The sequence below is a fragment of the Glycomyces rhizosphaerae genome, assembly GCF_042647865.1.
Lineage (GTDB): Bacteria > Actinomycetota > Actinomycetes > Mycobacteriales > Micromonosporaceae > Glycomyces > Glycomyces rhizosphaerae.
In genome coordinates this window covers 182,359-195,757 of record NZ_JBHRWO010000006.1, presented here as the reverse complement: position 1 = coordinate 195,757, position 13,399 = coordinate 182,359, and the positions used below count along the sequence as shown (strand labels likewise).

9 protein-coding genes, 1 tRNA gene and 2 pseudogenes are annotated in these 13,399 nt (G+C 67.4%); 4 read left to right on the top strand and 8 right to left on the bottom strand.

Going from position 1 to position 13,399, the window contains the following annotated elements; all coding sequences use genetic code 11:
- Window positions 1-438: 438 nt before the first annotated feature.
- From ACFO8M_RS06525 to ACFO8M_RS06515, 3 genes are all read right to left on the bottom strand, one after another.
- Window positions 439-1,122: an NADPH-dependent F420 reductase gene (locus tag ACFO8M_RS06525; protein ID WP_387972196.1), complete on the bottom strand. Its 684-nt coding sequence runs from the start codon at window positions 1,120-1,122 to the stop codon at window positions 439-441.
- Entirely contained in the window at window positions 1,119-2,216 is a 1,098-nt protein-coding gene (locus tag ACFO8M_RS06520; protein ID WP_387972193.1) for an LLM class flavin-dependent oxidoreductase, read from the bottom strand. Before ACFO8M_RS06520 ends, ACFO8M_RS06525 begins: the two co-directional genes overlap by 4 nt.
- A gap of 74 nt (window positions 2,217-2,290) precedes the next feature.
- Complete coding sequence (locus ACFO8M_RS06515) at window positions 2,291-2,758, bottom strand: carboxymuconolactone decarboxylase family protein (protein ID WP_387972190.1); 468 nt, start codon at window positions 2,756-2,758, stop codon at window positions 2,291-2,293.
- A gap of 113 nt (window positions 2,759-2,871) precedes the next feature.
- Between ACFO8M_RS06515 and ACFO8M_RS06510 the strand changes: the two are divergent.
- Both ACFO8M_RS06510 and ACFO8M_RS06505 read left to right on the top strand, forming a co-directional pair.
- Window positions 2,872-3,834 (top strand): annotated as a pseudogene (locus ACFO8M_RS06510) (pirin family protein); the annotation flags it as partial.
- Entirely contained in the window at window positions 3,817-4,194 is a 378-nt protein-coding gene (locus ACFO8M_RS06505; RefSeq protein WP_387972381.1) for a GNAT family N-acetyltransferase, read from the top strand. The pseudogene ACFO8M_RS06510 and the gene ACFO8M_RS06505, both read left to right, overlap by 18 nt.
- 8 nt (window positions 4,195-4,202) lie before the next feature.
- Here ACFO8M_RS06505 and ACFO8M_RS06500 read toward each other — a convergent pair whose 3' ends face one another.
- The 3 genes from ACFO8M_RS06500 to ACFO8M_RS06490 all read right to left on the bottom strand — a co-directional run bounded on the left by ACFO8M_RS06500 (window position 4,203) and on the right by ACFO8M_RS06490 (window position 9,719).
- Entirely contained in the window at window positions 4,203-4,691 is a 489-nt protein-coding gene (locus ACFO8M_RS06500; RefSeq protein WP_387972188.1) for a MarR family winged helix-turn-helix transcriptional regulator, read from the bottom strand.
- A gap of 351 nt (window positions 4,692-5,042) precedes the next feature.
- Complete coding sequence (locus ACFO8M_RS06495) at window positions 5,043-8,168, bottom strand: RICIN domain-containing protein (RefSeq protein WP_387972185.1); 3,126 nt, start codon at window positions 8,166-8,168, stop codon at window positions 5,043-5,045.
- A 579-nt stretch (window positions 8,169-8,747) separates the two neighbouring features.
- The gene (locus ACFO8M_RS06490; protein ID WP_387972182.1) at window positions 8,748-9,719 is read right to left on the bottom strand and encodes an SMP-30/gluconolactonase/LRE family protein; all 972 of its coding nucleotides are present in this window, start codon (window positions 9,717-9,719) and stop codon (window positions 8,748-8,750) included.
- 184 nt (window positions 9,720-9,903) lie between these two features.
- On the opposite strand from ACFO8M_RS06490, the pseudogene ACFO8M_RS06485 reads away from it, so the two are divergent.
- Window positions 9,904-10,113, top strand: a pseudogene (locus ACFO8M_RS06485) (alpha-hydroxy-acid oxidizing protein); the annotation flags it as partial.
- 655 nt (window positions 10,114-10,768) lie between these two features.
- On the opposite strand, the gene ACFO8M_RS06480 reads toward ACFO8M_RS06485, so the two are convergent.
- Window positions 10,769-10,841, bottom strand: a tRNA-Glu gene (locus ACFO8M_RS06480).
- Window positions 10,842-11,065: 224 nt separating this feature from the next.
- The gene (locus tag ACFO8M_RS06475) at window positions 11,066-11,698 is read right to left on the bottom strand and encodes a hypothetical protein (protein ID WP_387972179.1); all 633 of its coding nucleotides are present in this window, start codon (window positions 11,696-11,698) and stop codon (window positions 11,066-11,068) included.
- 303 nt (window positions 11,699-12,001) lie between these two features.
- On the opposite strand from ACFO8M_RS06475, the gene eno reads away from it, so the two are divergent.
- The gene (gene eno / locus ACFO8M_RS06470) at window positions 12,002-13,282 is read left to right on the top strand and encodes a phosphopyruvate hydratase (protein WP_387972176.1); all 1,281 of its coding nucleotides are present in this window, start codon (window positions 12,002-12,004) and stop codon (window positions 13,280-13,282) included.
- Window positions 13,283-13,399: the final 117 nt, after the last annotated feature.

Sequence of the window (13,399 nt, the reverse complement as noted above, 5' to 3'; positions counted from 1 at the left end):
TCGATGGGTGTGAGATAGCCCAAACCCTGGTGGATGCGGTCGCTTGTGTTCGATCTCGATGTACTCCTCGAACAAGCTGAACGCCGCCTCCGCGCGTTCCAAGAACTCCTCGACCTCCACCGACGAGACCAGCCGCACGTACCTACAGCGCAAGTACGCCCAGTTCATCCCGCCGCGGAACTGGCAGAAGAGGCAAGACCCCCAACGCCTTCAAAAAGATCCGTCAGACCGCGGCATCCATCCCGCAGCAGCGTCAACCCTCGCCGCCGAGGTGGCCATCATGCCGTTGGAGAACATGTCGATGGACCGGCTAGTCAAGGAGATCGGCCGAATCCAAGCCGAAATGATCCGAAAACGGCCGCGCTCGACCGCTTCCGGTGCCGAGATGCCTTGGCCACCAGGTCGTATGAGGTGCGCACCAGGTCGGAGACAACGGCCTCACTGACGCCCTCGCCCGCGCCGACCGAGATCCAGTGCCGCTTGCGATGCCGCCTTGAGGAGGTCTCGCAGGCGCTCGTCGTCGACGTTGGCGCCGAAGACCGGGGTGCCCGGTTCCATGCGGGCGCCTTCGGCGAGAGGGCCGGCGATGACGGGGTCGAAGCCGAGGGCGCTGACGAACGACGCGGTCGCCGCAATGTCGGTGTCGTCGTCACCGGCGACGGCGATGGCCTTGCGCCCTGGGGCGTCCGCGGGCCGGGCCTCGGCCTCGAGGTCGTGGTAGCCCATGTGGTTGAACGCCTTGACCAGGCGCTTGGTCTCCAGGAACTCCCGCACGGCCTCACTCGACGAATTTCCGGGATCGAGGGTCCGCTCGCGAGGGCCGTCGACCTCCCACCAGTGGTTCATGGCGTCGATGACGAGCGCGTCGCCGAGTTCCGCGACGGGGATCGTGCGGTACTTGCCAAGGGGCAGCGCGAGGATCACGATGTCCGCCTCGCTCGCGGCCACGGCCGCGGTCACGGGGACGGCGCCCGGCGTGAGCACCTCGACGGTGAGGGCGATCTTGTCCGGGTCGCCCGATCCGGCGATGAGGACGCGGTATCCCGCCGCGACCGCGAGGCGGGCCAGGACGGTGCCGACCTTGCCCGCGCCGAGGATGCCGACCGTGTGCAAGCGGTTCATCGGGCGCTTTCCTTGTCGGCGAGCATGTCGCGGACCATCGGGATGACCTTGGCGCCGTAGAGCTCGACGGCGCGGAGCCGGGCGCTGGCTGCGAGGGCGCCGCCGGCGGAGTAGATGAGGTCGAAGCGGCCGACGTCGAGGGCTCGGATCGCGGCGGTGATCTTGCGGGCCACGGTCTCGGGGGAGCCGATGTAGAGCGAGCCGTGCTCGACTTCGGCGTCGAACTCGTCGCGGCGCAGTGGCTGCCAGCCGCGGAGTGCGCCGATGCGGTCGCGAACCACCTTGTACCCCGGGTAGAACAGCTCCTTGGCCTCCTCGTCGGTGTCGGCGATGAACCCGGGGGAGTGCAGGCCGACCGGGTAGGCAGTGGTCCCGAGCTGGTCGGTGGCGCGCCGGTACAGGTCGACGTAGGGAGCGAAGCGCTCGGCCGGGCCGCCGATGACGGCGAGCATGAGCCGGAACCCGTACTTGGCGGTACGGATCACCGACTGCGGGCTGCCGCCGACGCCGACCCAGGTGCGCAGGCGCCCGGACTCGGTCTTGGGGAACACGTCCTGGTCGATCAGCGTTGGGGTGTGGGTGCCCTTCCAAGTCACGGGCTTCTCGTCGAGGAGCTTGTGGAACAGGTCGATCTTCTCCTCGAAGAGGGCGTCGTAGTCGGCCAGGTCGTACCCGAACAGGGGGAACGACTCGGTGAACGAGCCGCGGCCGAGGATGATCTCGGCGCGCCCGTTCGCGAGCGCGTCGACGGTCGCGAAGCGCTGGAAGACGCGGACCGGGTCGTCGGAGCTGAGCACGGTCACCCCGGAGGAGAGCCGAATGCGCTCGGTCCGAGTGGCGATGCCCGCGAGGACGGTCTCGGGGGAGGAGATGGCGAACTCGGGGCGGTGGTGCTCGCCGAGGGCCACCACGTCGATGCCGACCTGGTCGGCCAGGACCGCTTCGTCGACGGTGGCGCGGATGGCCTGGGCGAACGAGGTGACATTGCCCTGGTCGTCCCTGGGCAGGTCGCCGAAGCTGTCGATGCCGAACTCGATGCCGTTCACGGTGCTCTCCTCGATCGCCCGGCCGGTGGGCCGGAATCTGATTGACATGTCAATCGTAGAGTCATGTAGATGATGCGTCAACTATTTGGGCGGCGATTGCGACGAGCGCCACCGTCTCGGGCTCAGCCCGGCTGCACCGGGTGCTTGCTCATCACTGAGACTCGGTTGAACGCGTTGATGGCGATCGCCGCCCAGATGACTGCGGAGATCTGGTCGTCGGTCAGCGTGTGCCGGGCGGCCGCGTAGGCCTCGTCCTGTGCGGCGTCGTCCCCGGGATCGGTTGTCGCCTCGGCCAGTGCGAGCGCCGCCCGCTCGGCGGGAGAGAACAGCTCGGTGTCGCGCCAGGCCGCCAGAACCCCGAGCCGCCGCGTCGACTCGCCCGCCTTGAGCGCCGCCTTCGTGTGCCGGTCGAGGCAGTACGCGCAGCGGTTCATTTCCGAGACGCGCAGGTTCACCAGCTCCACGAGGATGCGGTCGAGTCCGGCCGCAAGCGCGGCGTCCCGTACCGCGCGGGCGGTCTCCCGCAGCGCCCCGAACGCCTCGGGGGTTTGCCTGTCGATGAAGATCCGCGGGGACCTGTCACTGCTCACGTCTGTGCCTCCTTCGAAACCGATCGGGGAAGTGGTCGACGTCCACGATCCTAGGGCTATGCTCGTGAGAATATAGATGATGTGACAACTAGTTCGGATTACGGGTGGTTCCGATGAGCAATGTGGAAGCGGCTCCGGAAGCGATGCAGTGCGCGGCTCAAGCCGACGGCGCGACCGAGGTCGAAGTGCTCACGGCACGTGACGTGCCGCTCGGTGGTCCTCGGGCACTGCAGGTTCGGCGCACGCTGCCGCAGCGCGCGCGGACCCTGATCGGGGCCTGGTGCTTCGCCGACCATTACGGCCCGGTCGAGGTCCCGACCATGGGCGGCATGGACGTCCCGCCGCACCCGCACACCGGCCTCCAGACCGTGACCTGGCTCTTCAAAGGCGAGATCGAGCACCGCGACAGCCTCGGCAGCCACGCGCTCATCCGCCCCGGCGAGCTGAACCTCATGACCGGCGGCCACGGCATCGCCCACTCCGAGGCCTCCACTCCGGACACCGCTGTCCTCCACGGCGTCCAGCTCTGGGTCGCCCTGCCCGAAGCGCACCGCGGCACCGGCCGCGGCTTCCAGCACTACGTGCCCGAACCGGTGCGGATGGACGGGGCCGAGGTACGGGTCTTCCTCGGCTCGCTCGCGGGTGGTATCTCGCCGGTGCGAACGTTCACGCCGCTCTTGGGCGCCCAGATCGACCTTGAACCGCACGCCGCGATCACCCTCGACGTGGACGCCGGATTCGAGCACGGCCTGCTCGTGGACGCGGGCGACGTCCGGTTGGGCGGCACCGTGGTCCACCCGGCAGAACTCGGCTATGTGGCCTCCGGCGCGGACGTCTTGACCCTTTCGAACTGCTCCGACGAACCGGCCCGCGCGGTCCTGCTCGGCGGGCCGCCGTTCGAGGAGGAGATCGTCATGTGGTGGAACTTCGTCGCCCGCAGTCACGACGACATCGTGCAGGCCCGGGAGGACTGGGAGGCCGCCTCCGACCGCTTCGGCGAGGTCGAGGGCTACCCTGGCCGCCGCCTTCCTGCGCCGCCGCTGCCGAATGCGGTCATCATGCCGCGCCGCAATCCTCAGGTCGAAGAGCGGATGGATGCGGTCGCCGAACCGGTCGTGCGGCGCGTCGACGCCGAACGCCTCTACGAGATCGCCGTGGACGGTGCGCGTGCCGGCCTCACCGCCTATCGCGACCGAGGCGACCAGCGGATCTTCTACCACACCGAAGTGGACAAGGCATCCGCTCGACAAGGCCTGGCCTCGACCCTGGTCGAGCAGGCCCTCACCGATGCGCGTGCGGCTGGAAGGCGGATCGTGCCCGTCTGCCCCTACGTTGCGAGGTTCATCAAGAAGCACCCCGAGTTCGCCGACGCCGTCGACCAGCCCACGCCCCAGGTCCTCCACTGGCTGGACGCCGAACTCGGCCCTCAGTACTGAACGGCCGGCTAACGCTCGCCGGGCTCCTTCCTGAGCCCTGCGAGGTGGTCGCGGAGGGTCTCGGCGATGTCGCGGGCGGCGGCGAGCTGCTCGGGGGTGAGCGCGTCGAGGAAGAGCTCGCGGATGGCATGGAAGTGCGGGACGCTCGACCGGCGCAGGGCATCGCGGCCCTCGTCGGTGAGCACGGCCTCGGCGCCACGGTTGTCGCCCGTCGCGGCCTCACGCCTGATGAGCCCCCGCTTCTCCATGCGGCCCAAATGATGCGAGAGCCGACTGCGGTCCCAGCCAATCGCGTCGGCGAGGTGCGAGGACCGCAGGCGCCGGTCCGGCGCCTCGCTCAGTTCGAGCAGCACCCGGTAGTCCCCGGTCGAGATCCCGCTGTCGGCCTGGAACCTTCCGGCGAGCGCCGTGCGCAGGTCCTCGGTCGCCTCGATGAACACGCGCCAGCTGTCGAGCTCGGTGCGGGTGAGCGCGGTGCGGCCCTTCGGCTGTGACATCGGAACCTCCGGAGATACCTGATTGACACGTCAATAGTAGAAGCCCGCGGCGGCCACCGGACCAGATCGAGACCCAGCTCATCAGGTTGCTGGCATGCCAGATAGAACGACTATCCGTTCAGCATTTACGTGAACTCCCGCCTTGCCGACCTCGCTCCGCTGGAAGCGGCCTCGGGTGCTCAGTCTTAACCACCTGCGAGCCGGCACGCCGTAGTTACCGTCTGGCCCATCGCTGGTTGGCCTGTCCGCCGCCGCAGGTCCAGAGCGTGACCTTCGTGCCGTTGCTGGTCCGCCTCGGGATCAGGTTCTGAGCGACACGGACCCGGGTCGGCGGAGTCCGTGCCGCTCAGATCAGCGGACGAGCTGCCATTGCTGGTTGCTGCCGCCCCAGTCGCTGTACTGCACGACGATGGCGCCGTCGTTGGTCGCGGCGTTCTGGACTTCGACCGCCTTGTTGCTGTTGCGGTTGATCAGGCGCACGTAGCCGCTGCCGGAGTCGGCCAGCCGGAACTGCTGGTTGGTGCCGCCGTGGTCGGTCCACTGGTGGATGGCGGCACCGTCGGCGGTCGACCAGCTGGACACGTCGAGCATCTTGCCCGAGTGCCGCGCCTTGATCCGGTAGTAGCCGCCGCCGGCGTCCACGAACTGGAACTGCTGGTTGCCGGCGTTCGTGCGGGTCCACTGGTGGAGCTGGGCTCCGTCGGCGGTGGACACACCGCTGACGTCCAGGACCTTGCCACTGCTGCGGTTCACCAGGACGTACCAGGCGGTGGGGTCCGGCCCCTTCAGCGTTCCGAGGCGGGCGAGCTCATAGCTGAGCGCTCGCTCGGGGGCGTCGATCTGGTTCTGCGTGCCGACCACCCCTGCCGACACTGTTCGCGCTTCGGCGAGCGCGTCGAGCATCGCCGCCCACGCTTCGGCGGGATAGTCCCCCGAGTCCAGTGATTCGGCGTAGGCGATCGCGGCGTCCAGGTCGCCTTTGTCGAGCGGCTGGTCCTGCGATGTCAGTGTGTCGCTCAGCAGGAAGTGGTCGAAGTCGACGTGGCCGCCGGTCTGCTGGGTCGCGTAGTTGAACAGTGCGACCCGGTGCCCCATGAAGTGTATCGATCCGCCGAACTCGAGCGGTCCGACGGCGTCGCCGAGCTGGGTCCAATCGATCCCGTCCAGACTGTAATAGAAGGTCGTGAAGAGCTGCTCAGGATTCCGAGTGAAGTCCAGATCCGCCTTGAGGTGCACCTCCGTGGCATCCCCGAGTTCCGCAGTGGCTCCAGGCAGGAAGCTCTCGATCGCCGCCTGGTCGACCGGTGCGGTGAAGGGCCGGCCGCGATGGACGACCCCGACCGTGTTCACCCCGTTCACGCGCTGGACCGCGACGTATGAGAAGTCTTGCCCGAACGCTGCAAGTCCGGCGACGTCGCCGTCGTTCATGCCCGAGATGTCGAGCTTCGTCTCGGCCGACTGTCGGGGGCCGAAGGAGCGCTGCGAGAGCGTGTTTCGGGCTTCTTCGAGCCAGGTGAGCTCGCCACCGGAGTCGCGGTGTGTGTACGCACCGGTCACGACCTTGCCGGCCGTCAACCGCAACCACCCCTCGCGGTCGGTGAGCGACCAGTACCGGTTGTCGGGCGTGTGGTTCCACTCCCAGGCCAGATCGAGGTTCGACCCGTTCGGGGCGATCTCATCGGGATGCGGCAGCTCGGCGGCGTCAGAGGTCCGCCCGACGAGTGACACGTCGTCGACCTTGTAGTCCATGAGGTGCGTGTCGGGGTCTGTCGACGGATTGCTCACCCAGGGAGTCTCGATGAAGATGCGCACGTCGGAGAGCGGCTGGGAGGCAGGAATCGTGAACGACCCGGACACCTTGCCCCAGCTCCCGCGGGTCACGGCCGTGGCGGGCGTGAGGTTGGCGTAGTTCGTGTTGTTGCCGCCGTACCGGGCGGTGATGAGGAACTGCTTGGTCGCCGGGCTCGCAGGGTTCTCGTATTTGACCCATGCCGAGACGTCGTACGTGACGCCGTGCTGCACCTTGCCTGTGAGGTCCTGCGCCGGCCCCGATCCCGTGGCGTTCCGCCCGGTGACAGCGATCGCGGTCGAGCCGGTGTGCGCGTCCGTCGTCGTCGAGAGCGTCGCACCGTCGTTGGCGATCCAGCCTTCTGTGCTTCCGGACTCGACGCCGGGATTGCCGAAGAGTTCAACGCCGACCAGCTCCTCATCGATGTCGGGCGGTGTCGGCAGCGTCCACTGCTCGTCTTGGTAGGCACGGTGCGGTGCATCGTTGTCGAAGTCGTCGGACACGACGACGCTCTTGAGCCGTTCGAATCGCTCCTGCTCGGGGGTGAGCCTGATCGGCTTCTCGAAGACGCCGTCGACCGGCACGACGCCGTTGTCGCCGAAGGTCGGCCACCCGTTGCTCCAGGTCGCCGGGATCAGCGCCGGGATACGACCGACGGGATACGAGTCGCGGAAGAAGAAGCCGTGCCAGTCGTCGTCGCCCGCGTCATTCGAGATGGGCACGAGGCTGCCCTGCGCGAATCCGTTCGAGGCCAGTGCTCCATGGGACTCGTAGGGCGCAGAGGTGTCCGCGAGGCGCCCCAGAAGTTCGGTCGAGCGGAACATGACGACCTGTCGACCGTTGCTGCGCCAGGTGATCATCACCACGTAGTAGTACCCGTCGATGAAGAACACCTGGGCGCCCTCGAAGATCCCGTCGCTGCCGACGTACGGCTCGCTCGCGTAGTCGCTACGCCGGATGAAGTCCGGAAAGTCCTGCTCGACAGCCGTCAACGTCGAGTTCAGCCGAACCGCGCTGACGCCGCCGTAGATGATGTACGGCGTTCCGCCGTGGGCGTCGTCGAAGAAGAGCGATGGGTCGTGGAAGCCTCGACCGAACGCCGTCTTCGTCCACGCTCCGTTCTCGATGTCGTCGGTGCGGTAGAGGAAGGCGCCGCCGAGGTTCAGCGAATTGATGAGCACGTAGAAGGTGCCTTCGTGGAAGCGGATCGACGACGCCCACTGCCCCTGCCCGTAGGAGTTCGAGCCGTTGCGCAAGGACGCGGCATCACTGATGTCGAGGCGGTCGAACGCGTAGCTCACGATCTCCCAGTTGACGAGGTCGTACGACTTCATGATCGGTGCGCCCGGGCTGAGATGCATCGTCGTGCTGACCATGTAGTAGATGTCGCGCCCTTCATCGTTCTGCGACGCGGGGACGCGCTCGACACTGACATCCGGCACGTCGGAGTTCAGCATGGGAACCGTGTAGGAGCCGTCGCCGGTGTCCGTCGTCGTATACGACGAATCGGGATTCCATTCTTCGGCGGCCTGGGCGGCGCCCGTCGACGCGAACACGTCGACACTCATCTGCTGGGCTTGGGCTGCGGTGAACGGGTCGAGTGCGGTCGCGGCGGCGGCCCCGGCGAGCACGCCGGCTCCGCCGATCAGCATCCGCCTGCGGCTCTTGGGCGTTTCCATCCAGGCCATAGTGGCCTCCTTAGTCGAGGTTCGCTTCCCCAGACGTCGCCGATGCGTCGGGTCATGGAGATGCGGGTTCATTGCTACGGGTGGGACCGGGCGGTCGCGGACTGGCGGGTGCGCCGCCGCGGTCCGGTCCCGGATCGGTCAGTCGACGGAGGCCGCCGCGAGCGCGGCCATGCCTTCGGTCCAGCGGGACAGGAACGAGCAATCGGGTGCGGCCGAAGTCATCGGGTGCTCCTTAGCGGACGCGGGTACGGGAATGCCTGTTATCGTTCACATATCGCAGCCTGGCTCCGAAACATCTGATGAATCTTCCGACGATTCGAACTATAGAGAGATCTCGATGTGTAGTCAACGGCTCGACGGAAGTTTGTTGGTACACCTAGCGTTAAACTGCCGCGTCGTGTCTCGGCTTCACGGTCGTTTCCTGAAGGCCTACGCCTGACCGGAAGGCTCCATGCGGCGCAAGGTGTGCGGAGCGAGTCATGCCTCCCCACAAGACGACGCCGCGACGCGAGTGACGCCTTGCTCAGGATCCGTGCTGGCACACTCTGCCGGGCGGGTCCCTGCTGCGATAGCGGCGGATCAGGACGCGTCGGGGATGGCGGTGACGAAGAAGTCGGCGCTCGAGGGGTCCTCGGCCGCGAACCGCGCGTTGGGCAGGTAGAACCTGTCCCCGAACCGGGCAATCGTCGTGGGAGTGTCGAAGCGCGGGTCGGTCAGCTCGTCGGTCAGGTCGGCGATGGTGCCGGTGTCGTTCAGTTCGAGCACCGCGACGGTGTTGGGGAAGTTCCGCACGACGTAGAGCGTGTTGCCCTCGAGCAGCATCCCGTCGCCCCAGGTCAGGTCGGCCTCGCCGACGTCGACCGGGTCAGCGGCGCCGGTGCTCTCCTCGACTCGGTAGAGCAGGCCGGTGTTCGTCTGGACGAGCAGGAGCGCCTCACCATCGGGGGTGGTGGTGATGCCGTTGACGTTGAAGCCCTCGCTGTAGGTGATGCCGTCCAGGGCGATGGTCTCGACCTGGTCCGCCGCGGGCAGCTCACCGTTCTCCCCGAGCGGGAGCTTGTGGAGGACGGGGCTGAACGTGTCGGTGGCGTAGACGACGCCGTCGAGCACGGTGAAGTCGTTGACGAAGGTCTGGCCGGTGGTGCCGACGGTGTAGCTGGCCAGCTCTTCGCCGCTGCCCGGGTCGAGCACCCGCACCGTGCCCGCGGTACCGCCGGCGACGAACAGGCGTCCGTCATGGAGCATGATCCCGACCGCGCCGGTACCGGTGGCCGGGCTGAGCACCTTGTGCCTGCCGGTAGCCAGGTTGAGCTCGTAGACCGTGCCGTCGGCGAAGGACGTGACGTATGCGCGGGCGCCGCTGATCGCGATGCCCTCGGGGACAGAGCCGTCGGGCAGGGACAGCGTCGAGGGGAAGACCCTGCTGGACGCCGAGGCGGCGGCCGTGACGGGCGCGCTCGTCTCAGTGGCGGACGCGGGGGTGACGGTGGCGAGGCCGAGCGCCAAGGTGCCGGCGAACACGCCGCCGACGATGGCCGTGGAGAACTTCATTCCATTCTTCTTTCTCACAGAATCCGACAGCGAGTCGGAGGCAGGAATCTGATTGACATGTCAATCGTAGAGTCATGTAGATGATGCGTCAACTATTTGGGTGGCGATTGCGACGAGCGCCACCGTCTCGGCCGCTCAGCCCGGCTGCACCGGGTGCTTGCTCATCACTGAGACTCGGTTGAACGTCGCCGCGATCGCGCTCGGCGCGCGGTTCACCATGATCGGCCGGGCCTACCAATACGGGCTCATGGCGGGCGGCTGGGCCGGGGTCGACCGGACGATCGCGATCCTCCTCGAAGGGGTCGTGCGCACCATGAAACTGTTCGGTGCGACGAGCCTCGACGAGCTCGAACCGGGGCACGTCACCCAGCTCCAACGCCTCACCCCCCGCTGACACGGAGTGCGCCGCTGCGTCAAGCCGCATGTGGTCTCTCAGTGAAATGGCTGCGCACGGCTGCTGGGAGAAACGAATCTCGGCGGCTGGCGCAGTCAGGCCACCGCCCGTGTTCAGCGCCAACACGATTGCGATCAAGGTCCGATGATGCCAGCTTCGCGATCCATGCGGACCAAGCGTTTGATGCTGCGGATGCCGATACTGGAGGGCGAGGTCTTTCTGTTTGATTCAGGCATTGAACGATGCGACCAGTGCGGTTCGCTGCTCGGTGGAGAGGCTCCGATGGGGCGGTCGAGGTATCCGGCTTGAGGCGTTGTCGACGCTATACGCTCCTGCGGCGCCTGAGCGCCGCGAGGGGCTTGAAGTCCAAGTGTCCGCTGTTCTTCGGTGCAGATATCGATACCGAAGTCGCCGTTTCGGGCGACGCCGTCCTTGCCCTGATGGTGAGGTCGTGCGTGGGGGAACGCCGGGACGAATCCGGAGCCGCCAAGTTCGGCAACGTTAGTTGGCGGGTGTACCTACGGTCGCGGAACTGGCAGAAGAGGTCAGCGCCTGGCGGAAGACGGCGTTGAATCCTGCCCCCTCAGTGCTCCATGGGTTCCTGACAGCAAAATAGCCCCGACATGGTCGAGGCTATGAGCTGTGTATCTACTTGTACTCCCGAGCGGATTCGAACCGCCGTTTCCGCCTTGAGAGGGCAGCGTCCTAGGCCCCTAGACGACGGGAGCTTGGCCTTTTCGTTTCCGCGGCTTGCCGCGGCAACGACGACAACTATACACACCTCGGTGTCCGTGTCGTCAAGCGGGATACCGCTTGTGACGCGGCCTACCTCCGTGGCCGCGCGCAGTGCGGGCCGGGTCGGCGCCGCCACCTTTTCAGGTGAACCCCCGTGGCGCCGTGCCCGGCCCGCCGAGCGACTGTAACGCGATCCGCCGCCTGGCGGCGGCCGATCCTACTGGTTGGTGGGGCCGGCCTGGCCCGTGATCTCGTCGAGCCAGCCGGCGTCCACGCCGTCGTGGTAGTTGACGAGCTTTGCGGTGTAGGCGGTCTCGCCGACCTTCGCGGTCACGCTGGCGACGACGCCGACCGTGGTCACGCACACGGTGTACGCGCCCACGGGCGAGTCCTCGGCGCCCTGCACGTCAACGCAGTCGGCCAGTTCGCCGGCGAGCGTGGTGTCGGAGAACTCAGTCGAGGCCGAATCGTCGGCGGCGGTCGCGGACAGCCAGGACGCCACGGCCTCATCGGCGGGCAGGATGCCCTCGAGCTCTTGGCCCAGCCATACGGTGAGCTCGGTCGCGTCCTCTCCCGCCCACACCCGGGGCCGGTCGCCGATGACCACCGCGGCGGTGCCGGCCTCCGGGTCCACCGCCACCAGTACCGACTCCTCCGAGCCCTCGATGAGGTACTCGGCGGTGTACGCGTGGGTTTCGCCGTCCAAGAGGCGGTCGCTCAAGTCGGTGAGTGCGGCCTGGGCCTCCGATGCCGACTCGTCGCCGTCCGCTCCGTTCGAGCAGCCGGCGAGCGCGAGGAGCGCCGCTGCGCTCAAGGCAGCGCAGCGCAGCAGGGGGTGCTTCACGATCATGGGGCTCCACTTCCATTGCGCGAGGCGGGGGGACTGCCGTTCCGCGGCGGCAATCGGGGGCACGCCTAGCACAGGTGTCTGATCTGAGGTAGGACTCCACCATATAGCGGCCCGTCCAGCACCCATGTAACACGAACCGCGCTCGTCGGCGCCATTGCATTTTCGCGGCTCGGAGGCACCGCCGGGTCGAGCGGGGCGTATCCTCGGGAGCTGTGGCCGACGCAGTGTCGGGTCGGCCGAAATCCTTCGGACACGGCCCGGTAATGGGGCCGATCGTCAGATTCGGCTATTTCAGGAGTGACAGTGGCTGCAATTGAAGACATCCGGGCAAGGGAGATCCTCGACTCCCGCGGCAACCCCACCGTCGAAGTGGAGATCCTGCTCGACGACGACACGCTGCAGCGGGCGGCCGTCCCGTCCGGTGCCTCGACCGGCGCCTTCGAAGCCATCGAGCTTCGCGACGGCGACAAGAAGCGCTATCTCGGCAAGGGCGTCGAGAAGGCCGTCGACAACGTCAACGGCCCGATCCGCGAAGCGCTGATCGACCTCGAGGCCTCCGAGCAGCGCCTCATCGACCAGGCCCTCCTGGACGCCGACGGCACTCCCGACAAGTCCAACCTCGGCGCGAACGCCATCCTCGGCGCCTCCCTGGCCGCGGCCAAGGCCGCCGCCGACTCCGCCGAGCTCCCGCTCTACCGCTACCTGGGCGGCCCGAACGCGCACCTCCTGCCGGTGCCGATGATGAACATCCTCAACGGCGGATCCCACGCGGACTCCAACGTCGACGTGCAGGAGTTCATGATCGCCCCGATCGGCGCCCCCACCTTCAAGGAGGCCCTGCGCTGGGGCGCGGAGACCTACCACGCGCTCAAGTCGGTCCTCAAGGAACGCGGCCTCTCCACCGGCCTCGGCGACGAGGGCGGCTTCGCCCCGAACCTCGACTCGAACCGCGCCGCGCTCGACCTCATCACGGTCGCCGTCGAGAAGGCCGGCTACAAGCTCGGCACCGACATCGCCTTCGCGATGGATGTCGCCGCCACCGAGTTCTTCACCGACGGCGCCTACCTCTTCGAGGGCCAGAAGAAGACCGGCGAGGAGATGAGCGCCTACTACGAGGAACTCATCGGCGCCTACCCGTTCGTGTCCATCGAGGACCCCCTCTCCGAGGACGACTGGGCCGGCTGGTCCGCGCTCACCGCGAACGTCGGCTCCCGCCTGCAGATCGTCGGCGACGACCTGTTCGTGACCAACCCCGAGCGCATCCGCCGCGGCATCGACGAGCAGGCCGCCAACGGCCTCCTCGTCAAGGTCAACCAGATCGGTTCGCTCACCGAGACCACCGACGCCGTCGAGATGGCCCACCGCGCGGGCTTCGGCTGCATGATGAGCCACCGCTCCGGTGAGACCGAGGACACCACGATCGCCGACCTGGCCGTCGCGATGACCTGCGGCCAGATCAAGACCGGTGCCCCGGCCCGCTCGGACCGCGTCGCCAAGTACAACCAGCTGCTCCGCATCGAGGAAGACCTCGGCGACGCCGCCCGCTACGCCGGCGCCTCGGCCTTCCCGAAGTTCGGCAAGTAGAACGGTAGAACCGCGATCCTGAAGCCAGGCTGAAGCGACCTGAAGGGAAGCTGAAGCCGGGCCAGGTGAATCGCGACTCGGAAGGCCCCTGTGCTCTGCTCATCGACGGCTCGCAAG

What these genes read in the sequence shown, in the direction of transcription:
- ACFO8M_RS06525 (WP_387972196.1), bottom strand. Translation starts at nt 1,122, where the DNA reads ATGAACCGCTTGCACACGGTCGGCATCCTCGGCGCGGGCAAGGTCGGC.
- ACFO8M_RS06520 (WP_387972193.1), bottom strand. Translation starts at nt 2,216, where the DNA reads ATGTCAATCAGATTCCGGCCCACCGGCCGGGCGATCGAGGAGAGCACC.
- ACFO8M_RS06505 (WP_387972381.1), top strand. Translation starts at nt 3,817, where the DNA reads ATGCCGCGCCGCAATCCTCAGGTCGAAGAGCGGATGGATGCGGTCGCC.
- ACFO8M_RS06500 (WP_387972188.1), bottom strand. Translation starts at nt 4,691, where the DNA reads ATGTCACAGCCGAAGGGCCGCACCGCGCTCACCCGCACCGAGCTCGAC.
- ACFO8M_RS06495 (WP_387972185.1), bottom strand. Translation starts at nt 8,168, where the DNA reads ATGGCCTGGATGGAAACGCCCAAGAGCCGCAGGCGGATGCTGATCGGC.
- ACFO8M_RS06490 (WP_387972182.1), bottom strand. Translation starts at nt 9,719, where the DNA reads ATGAAGTTCTCCACGGCCATCGTCGGCGGCGTGTTCGCCGGCACCTTG.
- ACFO8M_RS06475 (WP_387972179.1), bottom strand. Translation starts at nt 11,698, where the DNA reads ATGATCGTGAAGCACCCCCTGCTGCGCTGCGCTGCCTTGAGCGCAGCG.